The organism is Brucella pseudintermedia, from assembly GCF_008932435.1.
GTDB lineage: Bacteria > Pseudomonadota > Alphaproteobacteria > Rhizobiales > Rhizobiaceae > Brucella > Brucella pseudintermedia.
In genome coordinates this window covers 59,081-77,617 of the sequence record NZ_WBWE01000014.1, presented here as the reverse complement: position 1 = coordinate 77,617, position 18,537 = coordinate 59,081, and the positions used below count along the sequence as shown (strand labels likewise).

Below are 18,537 nucleotides of genomic sequence, written 5' to 3'. Positions count from 1 at the left end.
TTCCGTGCGCAGCATTTTAAACAGAACAGGGGTGCCATGGCCGGCCATTCACAGTTTAAGAATATCATGCACCGCAAGGGCCGTCAGGATGCGGTGCGGTCGAAAATGTTTTCCAAGCTCGGGCGCGAAATCACCGTCGCCGCCAAGCAGGGTTTGCCTGACCCTGCGATGAACCCGCGCCTGCGTCTGGCGATCCAGAACGCCAAGGCGCAGTCCATGCCGAAGGACAATATCGAGCGCGCCATCAAGAAGGCCGCCGGCAATGACGGCGAGAACTATGATGAAGTGCGCTACGAGGGTCGCGGTCCGGGCGGCGTATCGGTCATCGTGGAAGCGCTGACGGACAACCGCAACCGCACGGCATCCAACGTGCGCGCAGCCTTCACCAAGTCGGGCGGCGCGCTGGGCGAAACCGGTTCGGTGTCCTTCATGTTCGACCGTGTTGGCGAAATCGTCTACAAGGCCACTGTCGGCGACGCCGACAAGGTTATGGAAGCGGCCATCGAAGCTGGCGCTGACGATGTGCAGTCCGGCGAGGAAGAGCACGTCATCATCTGCGCCTTCGAGGATATCGGCGACGTGTCAAAGGCTCTGGAAGCTTCGCTCGGCGAAGCCGAATCGATCAAGACGATCTGGAAGCCGCAGACCAATACCGAGCTGGACGAGGAAAAGGCCCGTTCCGTTCTCAAGCTTCTCAACGTGCTTGAAGACGACGACGACGTGCAGAACGTCTACACGAATTTCGAAGTCAGCGACGAAGTCATGGAAAAGCTGAGCGCCTGATTTCTGACGCTCACTGATTTTCGAAACTCCCGGCTTGTCCGGGAGTTTTTTTATGCCGGGCCGCCAATTTCAGGCAATAAAAAACCCCGCCGAAGCGGGGCTTTTGAACCATGCAAACCGGATTAGATACCGAGATTGCCGAAACGGTTCTTGAACTTGGTAACGCGACCGCCGCGATCGAGCAGGGTCTGCGAGCCGCCCGTCCAGGCCGGATGGGTGGTCGGGTCGATATCGAGGTTCATCGTATCGCCTTCCTTGCCCCAGGTCGAGCGGGTCGTGTATTCGGTGCCATCGGTCATCACGACCTTGATGGTGTGGTAGTCGGGATGGATATTGGCTTTCATCTTCTCAATCCTGAAAGTCTGGGGTGAAAAGCGCAGCCTTGACTATCGAAACTGCGGCACTTTCGCCCAATGGCAGATATGAAGACCCATTACCTACCGGCAACGGCTTCCAAAAGGGTTGGCGAGCCTATACATCAGGCGCACGGTAATAACAAGGGCGCAAACACAAGAATGGCCGACCGGGATACTGAAATTGATATGAATCACGAATTGACTGCAAATGAAAATCGCAAACGCCGCTCGCTGAAGCCGCTCAAGAGAATGGGGCCCTTCCTCGCGCCCTATAAGGGGCTGGTTGCAGGTGCGCTCTTTTCGCTGGTGCTGGCTGCGGTGACGACCCTTGCCGTGCCGGTCGCGCTGCGCCGCATGATCGACCATGGCTTCACCGGCTCGAATGCGATCTTCGTCAACAATTACTTCGGTATGCTCGTAGCGTTGGCGCTCGTTCTCGCGCTGGCATCGGGCCTGCGCTATTTCTTCGTGATCTCGCTCGGTGAGCGGGTGGTGGCGGATTTGCGCAATGCAGTGTTTTCGCATGTGACGGCGCTTTCGCCGGAATTTTTCGACCGGTCGCAGTCGGGAGAAATCGTCTCGCGCCTGTCATCCGACACGGTGCAGATCAAGTCCGTGGTCGGCGCTACGGCGTCCGTGGCGCTGCGCAATATGATTCTGGGCGTCGGCGCGCTGGCGATGATGGTTGTCACGAGCCCAAAACTTTCCGCGCTGGTTATCGCGGCAATCCCGGTCATTGTCATTCCCCTGATCGCCTTCGGACGCTCCGTACGGCGGCGCTCGCGCATGACGCAGGACATGCTGGCAAAGGCCAATGCCTATGCCAGCGAACAGATTGGCGCGATGCGCACCTTGCAAGCCTTCACCAACGAGAAGATGGTGGTGGGGCGGTTTGGCAGCGCGGTGGAAAAATCTTTCCAGGCAGCGCGCTCTTCCATTCAGGCGAGGGCCATTCTGACGGCTTTCGCTATTTTCCTGATCTTCTCCAGTATCGTGGCCGTGCTGTGGTTCGGTTCGCGTGATGTGCTGGCCGGTACGATGTCAGCCGGTACGCTCGGCCAATTCGTGCTTTATGCCGTTTTCGCGGGCAGTTCCTTCGGGGCTTTGTCGGAAGTGGGCGGAGAGCTGGCGCAGGCCGCAGGCGCAACGGAGCGGCTTGTCGAAATTCTCGATGAGCAGCCGGGCATTGCCGCGCCTTTGAAGCCCGTTGCCATGCCGGTGCCGCCACGCGGCGAGATCGTGTTCGAGTCGGTGCACTTCTCCTATCCGACGCGGCCTGATGCGCCGTCACTGAATGGCGTCAGCTTCACGGTAAAACCCGGTGAGACGGTTGCCATTGTCGGTCCGTCCGGTGCAGGCAAAAGCACGATCTTTGCGCTCGTCATGCGCTATTACGATCCGCAATCCGGCAGGATACTGATTGACGGCGTGGCCTTGCCCGATGCCGATCCGCAGGCCGTTCGCGCAGGCATAGCAACCGTGCCGCAGGACGTGGCGATTTTCGCAGCAAGCGTGCGCGAAAACATCGCCTTTGGCAGGCCGGGCGCGAGCGATGAGGAAATCGTGGCGGCGGCGAAGGCCGCCCTTGCGCATGATTTCATCATGGCGCTCGACAAGGGCTATGATACGGAAGTGGGCGAACGCGGCGTGACGCTTTCAGGCGGACAGCGCCAGCGTATCGCCATCGCGCGGGCCATCCTGCGCGGCGCGCCCATCCTTCTGCTCGATGAGGCGACATCGGCGCTTGACGCTGAAAGCGAAATGCTGGTGCAAAAGGCCCTCGATGGCCTGATGGCAGACCGTACGACGCTTGTCGTCGCGCATCGCCTTGCGACCGTGCTCAAGGCCGACCGCATTCTCGTGCTCGACCATGGCCATATTGTCGAAGAGGGTACGCACCAAAGCCTTGTCGAAAAGGGCGGCATCTACGCCCGCCTCGCCAAGCTGCAATTCGATGCGGGCGCGGAAGCCTTTGCCATGAAATGACGGGAAAGGCTTTGCCTTCCCGTTCTCATCCTATCGTTCGGTCAATTTCAGCTCGATGCGCCGGTTTTTGGCGCGGGCATCCGGCGTGTCGGAGGCGTCGAGCGGCTGGTATTCCCCGAAACCCGCGGCAACGAGCCGGTTGGCCGGGACGCCATTTGCAATCAGGAACTTGACCACGGCGGTGGCACGGGCCGATGAAAGCTCCCAGTTGTCGCGGAAGCGTCCGGTGCCTGCCAGCGGCACGTTATCCGTATGGCCGTCGACGCGCAGCACCCAGTTGATGTCGTCGGGGATTTCCTGATTGAGCTGGTTGACCGCATCGGCGAGTTTCTTCATCTCGTCCTGACCAGCCGGATTGATATCGGCCGAGCCGGTCGGGAACAGCACTTCCGATTGGAAGACGAAACGGTCGCCGACGATACGGATGTTTTCTTTGTCCGACAGGATTTCGCGCAGGCGTCCGAAAAAGTCCGAGCGATAGCGGTTCAGTTCCTGCACGCGCTGTGCCAGCGCCACATTCAGACGACGGCCGAGATCGGCGATCTTGGCGTTCGATTCGCGGTCGCGGTTTTCAGAAGCGTTAAGCGCGTCCTCAAGCGCCGCGATCTGGCGGCGAAGCGCCGAAATCTGCTGATTGAGCAGCTCCACCTGACTAAGGGCGCGGGCGCTCACCTGCTTTTCCGCTTCAAGGCTTTCGGATAATTCGCCAGCGCGCTTTTCGGCGGCAGCGCCCGCGCCGCTGCCTGCGTTCAACAGGCTTTGCAGGCGCGAGCGCTCGCTTTCGGCTGTGGAAAGCGACGCTTGCAGATTGGCGATGGTGTCCTGCATGTCCTGCGAATTGCTGCGTTCCAGCGACAGGAGCTGGGTCAGTTCCTGTATCTGGCTATTGAGGCGCGCAAGAACACTGTCCTTGTTATTCACTTCCCGGCTGAGCAGAAATTGCGCCAGCACGAAGACGGTTAGCAGGAACATGATGGCGAGCAGCAGCGTCGTCAGCGCGTCAACGAAGCCCGGCCAGTAATCGACATGCCTTTGTGAGCGGCGGTTGCGGGCAAGAGCCATGGCGTCTTACTCCGGCTTGTCGCTGCGATTGTGCTGCCGTTCGCCGATAGCCTTGGTCAGACGGTCGAGCGTATGGCGGATAGCCTTCTGCTCGTCCGCCTGTTTTTCCACCCAGTCGCGCATGATCTGCTGTTCGTTGCGCATGTTCTTGACGAGGCCCTGTATGCCTTCGGCAAGATTGGCAAGGGCCGCTGTGGTGCGCTGGGTCGATGCATCGCCACCATGCAGGTTTTGCAGCCGGTCCGCCAGAACGCGGATTTCTTCCGTGCCGCCATGATGATCGCCGGACAGGTCCGAACCAAGGTCAGTGACGGAGGAAAGCCAGTTTTCCAGCTCCGTATAGAAACGGTTCTGCGCGCGGCCCGCCTGAAGGTCGAGGAAGCCGAGGATCAGCGAACCGGAAAGACCGAACAGCGAGGATGAGAAAGCCGTGCCCATGCCGGAAAGCGGGGCCTGCAATCCGGCTTTCAGGGCATCGAGAACGTCGCCGGTGCTGCCAGAATTGGGGTCGAGGGTCTGGATGGTGCGCCCGATGGAGCCGACGGTTTCCAGAAGCCCCCAGAAGGTACCAAGGAGGCCCAGAAACACCAGGAGCCCGATCAGATAGCGCGATATATCGCGGCTTTCATCCAGACGCGTCGCGATGGAATCGAGGATCGAGCGCATGGAGGCAGTGGAAAGCGCCATCGACTGGCGGCGGCCGATGAGTGCGCGCATCGGCGCGAGCAGGACGGGCGGTCGCGTGGCGTTGTCGCGGTCGCCCTCGCGGAAGGAATTGACCCAGCGGATTTCCGGCAGTAGCCGCAGCACCTGCCCGAAAGCGAGCAGGATGCCAACCAGCAGAACGCCCAGGATAAGCCCGTTAAGGCCGGGATTGGTGACGAAAAACGTATGGATCTGGCGCATCAGGATCGCAGCCAGAAAGGCGACGATGATGAGGAAGATCACCATGGAGAGAATGACGACGCGCGGGCTCGACAAGCGGTAGGGGTCGTAATCGCGTCCCTCATCCAGACGGTCCCGGGAAAGTCTCAAATCGCTCATGCGCTGCGCTCCATGGTCGCGTGTTTGAACTGGAGCCTACTTCATTAATTCGTGAAGCGGAATCGTCTGGTTACGAAATAATGAAGGCAAAAATGCTTCAGCGCGCCGCTTTCATGCGACGCGCTGATTTAAAAGCCCGGAACGCGCTCTGAAATCAGATCGGCTTGTTGATCGTCTTCAGCAAGGCTTTCTGAATGATCTCATTGCCAGCGACGATGGTTTTCGTGCCGAAAATATCCTGCCCGCCCTTCTTGTCCGAGACGAAGCCGCCGGCTTCGCGGATCATCAGCATACCTGCGCCGAGATCCCAGGGGTGCATGCCGTCTTCCCAGAAACCGTCGAGGCGACCGCCCGCGACATAGGCCAGATCGAGCGCGACAGCACCCATGCGACGAATGCCTGCGGTTTCGGCCATGACGTTGCGCAGTTCGACCAGATAATGGCCGTGATGGCCGCGACCCAGATGCGGGATGCCCGTTCCGATGACGGAATCGACCAGCTTGTTGCGCGACGCGACGCGCAGGCGACGGTCGTTGAGGAATGCGCCGCCGCCGCGTTCTGCGGTGTAAAGCTCGTCCATGGCCGGATTGTAGATGACGCCAGCCACGATCTGTCCCTGCCGCTCAAGCGCGATGGACACTGCGAAGAATGGAATGCCGTGCAGGAAATTCGTGGTGCCGTCCAGAGGATCGACCAGCCAGCGATGCTGTCCGTCCTTGGCTTCGATCTCGCCGGATTCTTCCATCAGGAAGCCGTAATCCGGGCGGGCGCGGCTCAATTCCGTGTAGACGATCTTTTCGGCGCGGCGGTCCGCCTGGCTGACATAGTCGCCGGGGCCCTTGAGGGAAACCTGAAGATTCTGGACTTCGCCAAAATCGCGGGCGAGGCTGCGGCCGGCCTTCATAGCGGCCTGTACCATAACGTTGAGAAGGGCTGAGCGGGCCATTTCATTGTCCTTGTAAGCACGATCCCGAAGCGTGGATTTGGGAGAGGGATCACGCAGTTAGTAAAAAGAGGGGGCGAACGTCCAGCCACAAACATGTGCGGTGGGCGGTCGGGGAATTGAGCGATCTGAGAAAGAACGGTCGCAGTGATACGACATGCGGCGTCCCGGAGGACGCCGCCAAAGTCCAAGACGGATCAGGCGCGGCTGACGTAGGTCAGTTCGTTGGTGTCCACGATCACGCGTTCGCCCGATTCGATGAACGGCGGAACGAGGATGCGGATGCCGTTTTCAAGCACAGCCGGCTTGTAGGACGAAGCGGCGGTCTGGCCCTTGACGACCGGATCGGCTTCGGTGATGGCGAGAGTGACCTGATCCGGCAGGCGGATGCCGATCGGCTTTTCTTCGTAAAGTTCGACGGTGACCATCATGCCGTCCTGCAGGAAGGCAGCGCGGTCGCCAACGAAATCCTTGGCCAGCTCAAGCTGTTCGTAGGTTTCGGTGTCCATGAAGATCAGCGCGTCGCCCTGTTCGTAGAGGAACGAGAAATCCTTCTGCTCCAGACGAACGCGCTCGACGGTTTCAGCGGCGCGGAAACGTTCGTTAAGCTTGGTGCCGTTGATAAGGTTCTTCAGTTCGACCTGATTATAGGCGCCGCCCTTGCCTGGCTTGACGGCATTGGTCTTGACCGCAACCCACAGGCCGCCAGCATGTTCGATGACATTGCCGGGGCGGATTTCGTTACCATTGATCTTCATGAGCTTGATCCGGAATGAAAATGTGAAACCATGTGCGGTCCGGTGCATGACGACGAAAAGGCAACCGTCCGGTGTTGTCCCGGAGATTGCGCACCTGCCTTATACTCGAACCGCGATAATCGGGTCTCCAAGACCATAAAACTGCGCCTGACGCAAGCCTGACCACGAAAAGAGAGCGGGTCTGGCCTGATAATTCGCCCAAAATCAGCGGACGCGCAGACTGTTGGCGGTTTCGATAGCCTGCTTGATCTGATCGTCAGCCAGTCCGTCCATCATGTCATTGAGGTCCGGCGCGCGGAAACCGGCGCGCTGGGCGACGATATACCAGGCCGCCGCCTTGACCTGATCGCCCTCGGTGCCGATGCCGTCGCGATAGAGGCGGGCGAGCCATGCCTGCGCCATCACCATGCCGCGCTGCGCGCCGAGCTGCATCCAGCCGAAACCTTGTTCATAATTGCGGTCGCCGCCGCGCCCTTCGATCAGCCAGCGGCCAAGGTCGAACTGCGCCGTGTCATATCCTTGCGCAGCCGCAAGCAGGAGATAGACGCGCGCCTTCTTGTCGTCGCGCGGAATGGTGGGGGTGCCATTGGCGTAAATCTGGCTGACTGCATATTGCGCGTCGGCAAGCTTGGCCTCGGCTGCTTTCTCGAACCAGGGAAAGGCGAGATCGAGGCCGGGCTTGCCCGGTGTCTTCACCATCAGCATCTGGCCGTAATTGAATTGTGCCATGGCGTTGCCGCCCTCGGCGGCCTTCTTCATTAGTTCTTCCGCTTTGACGGGGTCCTTTTTGGTGTAGGTGCCCTGAAGCAGAAGGGCCGCGTAGCGGAACTGCGCCTCGACAACCCCGTTATTGGCCGCTTTCTCATACCATTCCGCCGCCAGTTTCTGATTGGCGGCAATGCCAAGGCCGCGTGCATAAATCTCCGCGACGAGCGTCTGCGATGCCGGATCGCCCTTTTCGGCCTGCGGCTTGGCCAGATTGAAGGCGGTCAGGTAAAGACCGCGCTGGAATGCCCCGAAAGCCTCGTCTGCCGGCTTGTCGCCGAAACGGCTCGGATCGATGTGCGGCATCGGTTCCGTGGTTGCCGGTTGCGGCAGCATGACCGGCTTGGATTGCTTGTCGGCCTTCTTGCCGTGCTGGCCGCTTTTCTGACTGTGCGCAGGCTCGTTTGCTGCCGAGGCAGGCAGGACCGGCAGAGCGAATGTCAGAACAGCAGCGAGAAGAAGTTTGCTCTTCATGGGCATCGGCAAGACCTTGATGAAGGAATCAGTTTTCAAAACGCGGCGCTTTTTCATCAAGAAGCCGGTTGGCTTCCGCGACAGCCTGCGCAGGGTCTGCGGCGTCGAAGACGGCACGTCCGAGCGCCACGAAATCCGCGCCGGTCTCGGCAGCCGGGATGATGCTTTCCAGCGCGCTTCCGGCCTGCGCGATGCAGGGAATCTCCACCATCTGCGCCCACCATTCAGCGAGCGACAGGTTGCGCGGATGGGCGTCGGGCTTGTTGTCCGCACCGATCTTGCCGAAGAACACGTAATCGGGCTGCAACTCGCCGATTTCCATCGCGCCATGGCGGTCGCGCAGATTGCCGGTGCCGACAATCATCTTCGGCGTATGCTTTTCTATCGCTTCGGCCAGATCGGCGGCCTTGCCTTCGATATGGACCCCGTCCGCCCCGACGCGCCCTGCGATGCGGGTATCATTGAGGATAAGCGCGGCAGCGCCCTTCTCCTGAATGACGGGGATGGCCTTTTCGGCTGCGGCCTGAAAGGTGGCCTCGTCGAGATCGCCGGTGTCGAGAATGACGCTCGCAACGTCGCCGCCCGAGAGCGCAGCCGTCAAAAGCTTTGCGAGCGCCGCGCCGTCGGCAAGCGGGGGCGCGACCAGCACGATGCGGCAGCGGTCTGTTTCAGTCTGGTGAGCGGGCGTGTTCATGAACGAAGCCTAACGGGAAAAACGTGATGGAATTCGGGCAATGGAAGCACTGTGTTTACCGGAAACGGAAGCGGCGCTCTATCCATTTGTTTTATCGCATTTATGCGAGGCGACCGCGCTTCGGCAAGTATTCATTGGCTGAGCGCCCTTCGGTTCGCGTCTGTCCGGGTTACCATAATGTTATCCACTGGAACGAAAGTTGATCGGAACCAACCCGGTTCTGCTCGTATTTACCGATATATAACCCGCACAGAGATCGGGCGCTGAAGGACCCGACAAACGTGTGAAACCGTTCCGGCCGCACATGCGACCATCATTCGGAATGACACGAAGAAGATTGGAAAGTCTCGCAATCCCAAGTGCAGGTACTTTCCCTAAACGATAGGCAGGCTGGTAAATGAACATTGCGACCGCTGGACAGGCGTTGCCCGCACCGACCGTAAAAATGCGCGACACGCGCATTGACGTGTTCCGTGCGCTCGCGCTGCTGACGATCTTCATCAACCATGTGCCCGGCACAATCTACGAGCATATTACACATAAGAATCTCGGCTTCTCCGATTCGGCAGAAGCCTTCGTGCTCATTTCCGGCATGGCCGTGGCTCTCGCCTATGGATCGAAATTCGCTCCCGGCAACCGGCTGCTCATGTCGCTCAAGATGTGGCGACGCGCGGGCGTGCTTTATACCACGCATATCATGACGACCATGGCGACCATCGCCATTTTCGCCGCCGCCGCGCTTTTCCTCAAGCGTTCGGAATTGCTCACGCAGATCAACATCGCCCCGCTGGTCAAGCATCCGGTCGAGGCGCTGTTCGGCATCGTCACGATGGGGCACCAGCTCGGCTATAACAACATTCTGTCCATGTATGCCGTCATGCTGGTCCTGACGCCGATCCTGCTTCTGCTGGCGCGCATCAGCCTGCCGCTGATGCTTGGCGTTTCCGGCACGGTGTGGTTCCTTTCGGGCCTCTATCATGTGGCACCCGTCAACTATCCGACAGAGGGCGTCTGGTTCCTCAACCCGCTGTCGTGGCAGTTCCTGTTCGCGATCGGTATCGCAGGCGTGATGCATGTGCGTCGCGGCGGCGAACTGCCGAAGCATCCGCTGCTCATCGGCCTTGCCGTCGGCTATCTGGTGCTGGCGCTGGCTTGGGTGCGCATCCCGCTCTGGGGCATCGATGCATCCATGGGGATGCCCATGGTCATCACCGGCTTCGACAAGACCTTCCTGTCCGGTCCGCGCCTTTTGCACGTGCTGGCGATTGCCTATCTCATTGCTGTCGTCCCGACGCTGAACAACATCGCCCGCACCGCGCCGGATAATCCGCTCGCCATTCTCGGCAAGCATTCGCTGCCGGTCTTCATTGCCGGCACGCTGCTGGCGATGGTTGCGCAGGTGATGAAGCTCGTGAATCCCGGCGGCCTGCCATATGACACGCTGCTGATCGCAACCGGCATCGTGATGCAGTTCGCGCTGGCCTATTATCTGGAATGGCTGCCGACCATCGGCTGGAGCAAGAAGGGCGCGCCCGCTTCGGCAAAGCCCGTCGTGCCCGCTGCCGAACCGGTCAAGATGCAGCTTGCCTCAGGCACCAAGCCTGCGATGCAGCGTTATTGAGCAGTGATCAGCCGCCCCGTTTCGGGCGGCTTTTCCTTGAGGGAAAGTGCTGTCCCGCGTGAGATTATCCACAGTGCGGGACCGGAATTAACCATTCATTAATCTTAACGGTGTTAAATGGTTTACATCCAGTTCGGCTGGATTCTTACCGAGTGGTTTAGCCACTCTGTTTGACGCCTCCCTGTTAAACTCCTGAGAGCCGCCCTTGCGGCTCTTTTTTTATGCGCTTTTTGCTGCACATCCCGCAAACATCGATTTTCCACATGCCATGGGGCGGAACGGAATGCCCTTCGATCCGTTCTATTTGCGGACTTTCTTTAAAAGCTCCTGAAAATGTTAACCGAACGTTAAACATAAACTTGCGCGACCGTGCATGAAGGTGCAGTTTGTCGTGGACTTGTTTACCGTAGCTGTTCCGTCCCAGCCTCCCCCATGGTCGAACAGCGGTTCAATGGTTTCATTCGCATCCGTCTGGAGAATCCCACAGGCGTATGCGGCAACGGAATGGGCCGCCGATACCGGCGGTCATGCAAGGTGGCAGAGCAGTGATTAGCGAACAGGGTCAGATGCCGAGCAATATGATCAGCCTCGCGGAGCGCATGGTCTTCTCGGATTCGTTCAAGCCGATCTATACGCAAGGCATGGATATGGTCGAGGAAGCGGCAAGCTACCTTGATGGGGAGGGCCGCGAGGATGCGCGCAACCTGTCGCGCGTGGCCGCGACGCTTTATGCCGCCGAATCGATGCGGCTGACCACGCGCCTCATGCAGATTGCTTCCTGGCTGCTGCTCCAGCGCGCGGCGCGCAGCGGGGAAATGTCCCGCCAGCAGGTTGCCGCCGAAAAGGCCAAGGTGCGCCTCGACACGCCGTCGGCGGGTGAAGCCGCGCAGGGCTGGTCCGAACTGCCCGCCGCATTCGTGGAACTGGTTGAGCGGTCCATGCGCCTGCAGGCCCGCGTGCGCCGCATGGACCGTGAAGTCTACGGCGAGGTGGTTTCGTTGCAAGGTGTGCCGCGCGGCAACCCGGTTTCGGAACAGATCGTGCTGTTAAAAACTGCTTTCGGCGCTTCATAACCATTGAACATATGCGTCCTGCGGGGCGCATGTTTCTCTTTTGTTCACTTTTCTGCTGTCAAGTGAATCCGTCTGAGGATAGGGTTCGCTTATGAAAGAAACGATTCGCATCATTGGTATCGATCCGGGCCTGCGCCGCACCGGCTGGGGCATTGTCGAATCGCTTGGCAATTCACTGCATTTCATCGGCTCGGGAACTGTGACCTCCAATGCCGAGATGGATCTCGCATCGCGCCTTTGCCAGTTGCATGAGGGGCTTTCCAAAGTCCTGCACGAATATATGCCGCACGAGGCGGCGGTCGAGCATACTTTCGTCAACAAGGACGCAACGGCGACGCTGAAACTGGGGCAGGCGCGCGGCATTGCGCTGCTGGCCCCGGCGCAGGCCGGACTGCCGGTTGCCGAATATGCGCCGAATGCCGTCAAGAAGGCGGTGATCGGCGTCGGCCATGGCGAAAAGCAGCAGATTCACATGATGGTGAAAGTGCTGATGCCGCGCGCATCCTTCGATACGAGCGATGCCGCCGATGCGCTTGCCATCGCCATTTGCCATGCGCATCACCGGCAGAGCATCGCCAGTGCGCGCCGGTTGCAACAACTTATCGCGTAGGTGGCCATGATCGGTAAACTCAAGGGTGTGATCGATGAAATCGCAGAGGATCATGCGGTCATTGACGTGCATGGTGTCGGTTATGTCGCTTTTTGCTCGGCGCGGACGCTGGGCAATCTGGGTGGCGCAGGCGAGGCGGCGGTGTTGTTCATCGAAACCTATGTCCGCGAGGACATGATCCGCCTTTACGGGTTTGCCAGTCAGCTTGAGCGCGAATGGTTCCGCCTGTTGCAGAGCGTGCAGGGTGTCGGGGCGAAAGTGGCGCTTGCCGTGCTTGGCACGCTGTCGCCATCCGAACTCGCCAATGCGATTGCGCTGCGTGACATCGCCATGGTGTCGCGCGCGCCGGGCGTCGGCAAGAAAGTGGCGGAGCGCATCGTCACGGAATTGAAGAACAAGGCGCCTGCCTTTGCCGGTGATGCGAGCGGCACGATCGGGCTCAAGCAGGAGCTTGGCGCGGGCGCAGCACCTGCGCCGGTGGCTGACGCAGTATCTGCGCTTTCCAATCTTGGTTATTCGCGCGATCAGGCGGCGAATGCCGTTGCCGCTGCGCTGAAAGAGGCGGGCGAGGATGCCGATTCGGCAAAGCTCATCCGGTTGGGTTTGAAGGAACTTTCCCGATGATGGACTGCCGGGCGAGAGACTTGCCTGAACGATATGTTCATGCGAGGAGGAAGGCATGAGCGACCGCAACCCTCTCATCAATGCCGACAGCCGCGTAGACGAAGACAATACGCTGCGCCCGCAAACGCTCGACGATTTCGTCGGCCAGGCGGCAGCGCGCGCCAATCTGAAAGTTTTCATTGAAGCCGCCAAGGTGCGCGGCGAGGCGCTGGATCATGTGTTGTTCGTTGGCCCTCCCGGTCTCGGCAAGACGACGCTGGCGCAGATCATGGCCAAGGAACTCGGCGTCAATTTCCGCTCCACTTCCGGCCCGGTCATCGCCAAGGCGGGCGATCTGGCGGCGCTCTTGACCAATCTCGAAGAGCGTGACGTGCTTTTCATCGACGAAATTCATCGGCTGAGCCCGGCAGTTGAAGAAATTCTCTATCCGGCGATGGAGGATTTTCAGCTCGATCTCATCATCGGTGAGGGACCGGCGGCGCGCTCCGTCAAGATCGATCTGGCCAAGTTCACGCTGGTTGCGGCAACGACCCGTCTGGGCCTCCTGACCACGCCGCTGCGTGACCGTTTCGGCATTCCGGTGCGGCTCAATTTTTATACGGTCGAGGAACTGGAATATATTGTGCGACGTGGCGCGCGCATCATGCAGATGGGCATTTCGCCGGACGGCGCGGTGGAAGTTGCCCGCCGTTCACGTGGCACGCCGCGCATTGCCGGACGGCTGTTGCGCCGCGTCCGCGATTTCGCGCTGGTCGCAGGCGCCGATATCATCGACCGCAAGATCGCCGATGAGGCGCTATCGCGTCTGGAAGTGGACAATCGGGGGCTGGATCAGCTTGACCGGCGCTATCTCAATATCATCGCGCGCAATTTTGGCGGCGGTCCGGTGGGGATCGAAACCATCGCCGCGGGCCTGTCCGAGCCGCGTGATGCGATTGAAGACATTATCGAACCCTATCTAATCCAGCAGGGTTTTTTGCAACGCACGCCGCGTGGCCGGGTGCTCACGGCTGTCGCCTGGCAGCATCTGGGACTGCCTGCGCCCGCTGAAATCATCCAGCAGTCGCAATACGGCCTCTTCATGGACGACGAATGACCGACAAGCAGCAACAGGCCGTATCCGGCGAACTCAAAGACGGCGCGCATCTTCTTTATGCCCGCATCTATTATGCCGATACGGATTTTTCCGGCTTCGTCTATCATGGCCGCTATCTGGAATTCTATGAACGCGGACGCACGGACTTCCTGCGCTTGCAGGACGTTCACCATATCGAGCTGGCCGAGGGCGCGCTCGGCGAGGAAATGGTCTGGGTCGTTCGCCGCATGGAGATCGACTACAAATCGCCGGCGAAGATGGACGACCTCATTCTGATCGAAACCCGCGTCAGCGAAATTCGCGGCGCGCGGGTCATCATGGCGCAGAAGATCACCTGCGGGGGCCGCCTGCTTTCGGAAGCGAAGGTAGAAGCGGTGATGATCACCAAGGCAGGCCATCCGCGCCGCATTCCCGATGAATGGCGAGAGGCCTTCACCAACAGCCGCAAGGGCTGAACTCCGGGAAATCGCGTCCCCTTTGTTGGGGTGTGTCCTATTTAGGCAGATGCTAACGCATCTTTAACCATAATATTCCATTAATCATCCTGACGGAATCGGTTGAGAGGCAGGCTTGAAGCGCAGCGCCTTCCTTTCACCAAAATTAACCGTAACAAGCGCCTGATGGATTTAAGGTTGAAATCCGGGATGGCGGTTGCGGTGCGAAGTGGCGGCCGCTCGTCGGGCAGGTACGGCTTCACGTTGAAAAGCTGCGCAAGGTTAGAGTGTCTGGTTTCAGACGCTGGGTAACGGATTTGCGATACCGCCCGGTCAAGTGGCCGGGCGTTTGGATTCGAGGACGGTAGATCGATGGAAAATGTTGCGTTAGCGGCCCCCGCCGCCGATGTTACCCTCTGGGGCCTGTTCATGCAGGCGAACTGGGTCGTCAAGCTCGTTATGCTTGGCCTGTTGTTCGCTTCGATCTGGACCTGGGCTATCATCGTGGACAAGACGATTGCTTACGGACGGGCGCGGCGCGCGATTGATCGCTTCGAGCAGACGTTCTGGTCCGGCCAGTCGCTGGAAGAACTTTATCGCAATCTCGGTGAACGCCGCACCACCGGCATGGCATCCATCTTCATGGCCGCGATGCGCGAGTGGAAGAAGTCATTCGAAAAGGGGGCCCGCTCTCCCATCGGCCTCCAGATGCGCATCGACAAGGCCATGGATGTCGCGCTGGCGCGTGAAAGCGAAAAGCTGGAATCGCGACTGGGCTTTCTGGCGACCATCGGTTCTGCTGCTCCCTTCATCGGCCTGTTCGGCACGGTCGTCGGCATCATGACCTCGTTCCAGGCCATCGCCGCTTCCAAGAACACCAGCCTTGCCGTCGTTGCGCCGGGTATCGCCGAAGCGCTTCTGGCAACGGCCATCGGCCTTCTCGCCGCTATTCCCGCCGTTATCGCCTACAACAAGCTGTCTGCGGATGCGGGCAAGATCGGCGGGCGGCTGGAAGGTTTTGCGGACGAGTTTTCCGCCATACTGTCGCGCCAAATTGATGAGAAGCTGACGCCGCGTAATTAAGCGGCATCAAGCATCGAGTGTAGTTTCAGCCTTCGGGAATCTTGCAATGGGCATGTCGGTCGGAAGTCAGGGAATGCAGTCGGGCGGACGCCGCAGGCGCGGCCGCAAGAAGGCATTGATGAGCGAAATCAACGTGACGCCGTTCGTCGACGTGATGCTCGTTCTCCTCATCATCTTCATGGTTTCCGCGCCGCTTCTGACGGTTGGCGTGCCGATTGACCTGCCCGATACGCAGGCCAAGGCCATGAACGCCGACACGCAGCCGATCACCGTTTCGGTCAACAGCGAGGGCAAGATCTACCTGCAGGAAACCGAAATCCCCATCGAAGAAGTGGTGCCGAAACTCCAGGCCATCGCCAAGACGGGCTATGAGGAGCGCATTTTCGTGCGCGGTGACAAGGCTGCCGATTACGGCACCGTCATGAAAGTCATGGCCCGCATTTCCGCCGCCGGTTTCAAGAATATCGGCCTTGTGACCCTCCAGGAGCAGGATAGCTGACGCCATCATGAAGGCTGGCCTGACATCTTCTGTTGCCTTGCATGCCGTTGCGGTTGCGCTGGCAGTGGTTTCGTTTTCCTCGCCGAAGGCTTTCGACGTGCAGGATTCGGAGTCATTTCCGGTCGATATCGTACCGATCGAGTCGATAACCCAAATCCAGCAGGGCGACAAAAAAGCGCCCATGAAGGAAAAAGCCGCGCCGATCCCGACGACGAAGCCGCAAACCGTTCCCGACGCCCAGAATGTCGGCGATCAGGACGTGGACACCACGACGCCCCCAAGGCCCGATCCAAAGGCGAAACCGATCGAGGCGGCCGAGGAGCCGAAGGCGCAGCCGGAACCGGTGAAAAAGCCGGAGCCGAAGCCTGATCCCAAGCCGGAGGCGAAGCCCGAGGAAAAGCCGACGCCGGTTCCCGCGACCGAAGTTCAGACCAAACCCGAACCGAAGCAGGAAGTGAAGCCTGACCCGGTGGCCGAAGCCATCGAAAAGCAGGCTGAAGCACCGGATGCCGAGGCGCCGAAGCTGCCGGACAAGGTGCCTGCACCGGAGGCAAAGCCGAAACCGCCGCAGGCGCAGACCGCCAAGACCAACGAGCGCAAGCAGCCGGAAGAAAAGAAGAAGACGCAAAGCGCCTCGCAGACTTCGCAGTCGAAGAATGATGCGATTGCCGATGAGGTTGCAGCCCTTCTCAACAAGCAGAAGGCGGCAGGCGGCGGCGCCAAGCGTTCCACCGATCAGGCATCGTTGGGCGGCAAGAAGAATACCGGCGGCTCCAAGCTCAGCCAGAGCGAAATGGACGCGCTGCGCGGTGCGATTTCGAAGTGCTGGAACGTTCCCGCCGGTGTGGCGGACGCGCCGGGGCTGATCGTGACCGTCAAGATGAAGCTCAATCAGGATGGCTCCATCCAGGGCGTTCCGGAAGTGACATCGGGCGGCGGCGGTGATGGTGTGGGTCGTGCAGCAGCCGAGAGCGCCAAGCGCGCTGTCGCACGCTGCGCACCGTACAATCTGCCAGTCGACAAATATGATACATGGTCGGAAGTGATCGTCACTTTCGACCCGAGCGAAATGTTCTGACCGGGCTTCCGGTCGCCAACCACTGCAAGGACAAAGAGGTCCCAGAAGACATGAAAATCGGCATCATCAATACAAAGATCCGGACGGTCTTTTCGGCTTTCGCGTGTATGATTGCCGCAAGCCTTGTCTGCACCATGCCGGCGCGCGCCGTCGTGGAAATCAACATCAACAAGGGTGTGATCGAGCCGCTGCCGATCGCCATCACCGATTTCCTTTCGGCTGACCAGCTCGGGCCGAATATCACCTCGGTCATCGCGGCCGATCTTGAACGGTCTGGCCTGTTCGCGCCGATCGACAAGGGCGCCTTCATCGAGAAGATTTCCAATCCGGATGCCGCTCCGCGTTTCGAGGACTGGAAGGTCATCAACGCGCAGGCGCTCGTCACGGGCCGCATCACCAAGCAGCCCGATGGCCGTCTCAAGGCCGAGTTCCGCCTGTGGGATACGTTCGGCGGCCAGCAGATGATCGGCCAGCAGTTCTTCACCACGCCGGACAACTGGCGCCGCGTCGCGCATATCATCGCTGACGCCATCTATGAGCGCCTGACGGGTGAAAAGGGCTATTTCGATACGCGCGTCGTTTTCGTGGATGAATCCGGCTCGGCGCAGAAGCGCGTGAAACGCCTCGCCATCATGGATCAGGACGGCGCCAATGTGCGCTATATTTCCGACGGCCGCGCCATTTCGCTGACGCCGCGTTTCTCGCCGAACCGTCAGGAAGTCACCTATATGTCGTATGAAGGCGGCTCGCCGAAGGTGTATCTGCTGCAACTGGAAACCGGCCAGCGCGAGCTTGTCGGCAATTTCCCCGGCATGACCATTGCGCCGCGCTTCTCGCCCGATGGCCAGAAGGTCGTGATGAGCCTGCTGCAGGACGACGGCAGCGCCAATATCTATTCGATGGACCTGCGCAATCGTTCGACCACGCGCCTGACCAACAGCCAGGCGATCGATACGAGCGCGTCCTATTCGCCGGACGGGTCGCAGATCGTTTTCTCTTCCGACCGCGGCGGACGTCCGCAGCTCTATGTGATGGGTGCCGATGGCTCCAATCCGCGCCGCATCTCCATGGGCGACGGCAGCTATAACACCCCGGTCTGGTCTCCGCGCGGCGATCTGATCGCCTTCACCAAGCAGTCGCAGGGCCAGTTTTCCATCGGCGTCATGAAGACCGACGGTTCGGGCGAACGCCTCTTGACCTCCGGCTTCCACAATGAAGGCCCGACCTGGGCTCCGAATGGCCGCGTGCTGATGTTCTTCCGCAAGGCTGCAGGAGCGGGCGGTCCGAAGCTGTTCACCATCGACCTGACCGGCCGCAACGAGCGCCAGATCCAGACGCCGAACTTCGCGTCCGACCCGGCGTGGTCGCCGCTGCTCGAATAGGTTTTGCGGGCAGTTATGGAATGTGAAGGCGCGAAACCGGTGTTTCGCGCCTTTTTCATGGCAAATTGCCACAATCATTCGGCCCGAGTCGTGTTTCTGCCGCATTTTGCCCTCAAGGGCTGAGGCAGCAAGAAAATATTAACCATACTTCTTGAGCCTGTCTTAACCTCAA

19 protein-coding genes are annotated in these 18,537 nt (G+C 59.8%); 12 read left to right on the top strand and 7 right to left on the bottom strand.

Features of this window, described 5'->3' with window-relative positions:
- Window positions 1-36 precede the first annotated feature (36 nt).
- Entirely contained in the window at window positions 37-783 is a 747-nt protein-coding gene (locus tag F9K78_RS18005; protein WP_121983332.1) for a YebC/PmpR family DNA-binding transcriptional regulator, read from the top strand.
- Between the two features lie 122 nt (window positions 784-905).
- On the opposite strand, the gene rpmE is transcribed toward F9K78_RS18005, so the two are convergent.
- Window positions 906-1,127 carry a 50S ribosomal protein L31 gene (gene rpmE / locus F9K78_RS18000; protein WP_006467736.1) on the bottom strand — a complete coding sequence of 74 codons (222 nt, stop codon included), beginning with the start codon at window positions 1,125-1,127 and terminating at the stop codon, window positions 906-908.
- 69 nt (window positions 1,128-1,196) lie between these two features.
- Here rpmE and F9K78_RS17995 point away from each other — a divergent pair, with 69 nt between their 5' ends.
- A complete protein-coding gene (locus tag F9K78_RS17995; protein ID WP_174813570.1) occupies window positions 1,197-3,125 on the top strand; it encodes an ABC transporter transmembrane domain-containing protein in 1,929 nt (642 codons plus the stop codon).
- A 30-nt stretch (window positions 3,126-3,155) separates the two neighbouring features.
- Here the strand turns inward: F9K78_RS17995 and F9K78_RS17990 are convergent, their stop codons facing one another.
- From F9K78_RS17990 to F9K78_RS17965, 6 genes are all read right to left on the bottom strand, one after another.
- On the bottom strand, window positions 3,156-4,187 hold the full coding sequence (locus tag F9K78_RS17990) for a peptidoglycan -binding protein (protein ID WP_121983330.1): 1,032 nt from the start codon (window positions 4,185-4,187) through the stop codon (window positions 3,156-3,158).
- A 6-nt stretch (window positions 4,188-4,193) separates the two neighbouring features.
- Window positions 4,194-5,231, bottom strand: coding sequence for a MotA/TolQ/ExbB proton channel family protein (locus F9K78_RS17985; protein ID WP_121983329.1), 1,038 nt, complete (start codon window positions 5,229-5,231; stop codon window positions 4,194-4,196).
- 154 nt (window positions 5,232-5,385) lie between these two features.
- Window positions 5,386-6,177: an inositol monophosphatase family protein gene (locus F9K78_RS17980; RefSeq protein WP_121983328.1), complete on the bottom strand. Its 792-nt coding sequence runs from the start codon at window positions 6,175-6,177 to the stop codon at window positions 5,386-5,388.
- Between the two features lie 194 nt (window positions 6,178-6,371).
- Window positions 6,372-6,932, bottom strand: a complete 561-nt coding sequence (efp, locus tag F9K78_RS17975) for an elongation factor P (RefSeq protein WP_121986187.1) — start codon at window positions 6,930-6,932, stop codon at window positions 6,372-6,374.
- Window positions 6,933-7,136: 204 nt separating this feature from the next.
- Complete coding sequence (locus F9K78_RS17970; RefSeq protein ID WP_121986186.1) at window positions 7,137-8,171, bottom strand: tetratricopeptide repeat protein; 1,035 nt, start codon at window positions 8,169-8,171, stop codon at window positions 7,137-7,139.
- A 28-nt stretch (window positions 8,172-8,199) separates the two neighbouring features.
- Window positions 8,200-8,865 carry a thiamine phosphate synthase gene (locus F9K78_RS17965; RefSeq protein ID WP_121986130.1) on the bottom strand — a complete coding sequence of 222 codons (666 nt, stop codon included), beginning with the start codon at window positions 8,863-8,865 and terminating at the stop codon, window positions 8,200-8,202.
- A gap of 397 nt (window positions 8,866-9,262) precedes the next feature.
- On the opposite strand from F9K78_RS17965, the gene F9K78_RS17960 reads away from it, so the two are divergent.
- The 10 genes from F9K78_RS17960 to tolB all read left to right on the top strand — a co-directional run bounded on the left by F9K78_RS17960 (window position 9,263) and on the right by tolB (window position 18,365).
- The gene (locus F9K78_RS17960) at window positions 9,263-10,486 is read left to right on the top strand and encodes an OpgC family protein (protein ID WP_121983326.1); all 1,224 of its coding nucleotides are present in this window, start codon (window positions 9,263-9,265) and stop codon (window positions 10,484-10,486) included.
- Window positions 10,487-11,052: 566 nt separating this feature from the next.
- Entirely contained in the window at window positions 11,053-11,559 is a 507-nt protein-coding gene (gene rcdA, locus F9K78_RS17955) for a protease adaptor protein RcdA (protein ID WP_121983412.1), read from the top strand.
- A 91-nt stretch (window positions 11,560-11,650) separates the two neighbouring features.
- Entirely contained in the window at window positions 11,651-12,169 is a 519-nt protein-coding gene (gene ruvC / locus F9K78_RS17950; RefSeq protein WP_010661380.1) for a crossover junction endodeoxyribonuclease RuvC, read from the top strand.
- A 6-nt stretch (window positions 12,170-12,175) separates the two neighbouring features.
- Window positions 12,176-12,793: a Holliday junction branch migration protein RuvA gene (gene ruvA / locus F9K78_RS17945; protein ID WP_121986129.1), complete on the top strand. Its 618-nt coding sequence runs from the start codon at window positions 12,176-12,178 to the stop codon at window positions 12,791-12,793.
- A gap of 55 nt (window positions 12,794-12,848) precedes the next feature.
- Window positions 12,849-13,889: a Holliday junction branch migration DNA helicase RuvB gene (gene ruvB / locus F9K78_RS17940; protein ID WP_121986128.1), complete on the top strand. Its 1,041-nt coding sequence runs from the start codon at window positions 12,849-12,851 to the stop codon at window positions 13,887-13,889.
- Entirely contained in the window at window positions 13,886-14,344 is a 459-nt protein-coding gene (locus tag F9K78_RS17935) for a YbgC/FadM family acyl-CoA thioesterase (protein ID WP_121986127.1), read from the top strand. The genes ruvB and F9K78_RS17935 overlap by 4 nt, the downstream gene beginning before the upstream one ends.
- Window positions 14,345-14,695: 351 nt before the next feature.
- The gene (gene tolQ, locus F9K78_RS17930) at window positions 14,696-15,406 is read left to right on the top strand and encodes a protein TolQ (protein ID WP_121983322.1); all 711 of its coding nucleotides are present in this window, start codon (window positions 14,696-14,698) and stop codon (window positions 15,404-15,406) included.
- Between the two features lie 46 nt (window positions 15,407-15,452).
- Window positions 15,453-15,905: a protein TolR gene (tolR, locus tag F9K78_RS17925; protein ID WP_151682531.1), complete on the top strand. Its 453-nt coding sequence runs from the start codon at window positions 15,453-15,455 to the stop codon at window positions 15,903-15,905.
- 7 nt (window positions 15,906-15,912) lie between these two features.
- Window positions 15,913-16,983 (top strand): cell envelope integrity TolA family protein, encoded by a 1,071-nt coding sequence (locus F9K78_RS17920; RefSeq protein ID WP_121986126.1) that lies wholly within the window; start codon window positions 15,913-15,915, stop codon window positions 16,981-16,983.
- A 50-nt stretch (window positions 16,984-17,033) separates the two neighbouring features.
- Window positions 17,034-18,365, top strand: coding sequence for a Tol-Pal system beta propeller repeat protein TolB (gene tolB, locus F9K78_RS17915; RefSeq protein WP_121983320.1), 1,332 nt, complete (start codon window positions 17,034-17,036; stop codon window positions 18,363-18,365).
- Window positions 18,366-18,537 lie beyond the last annotated feature (172 nt).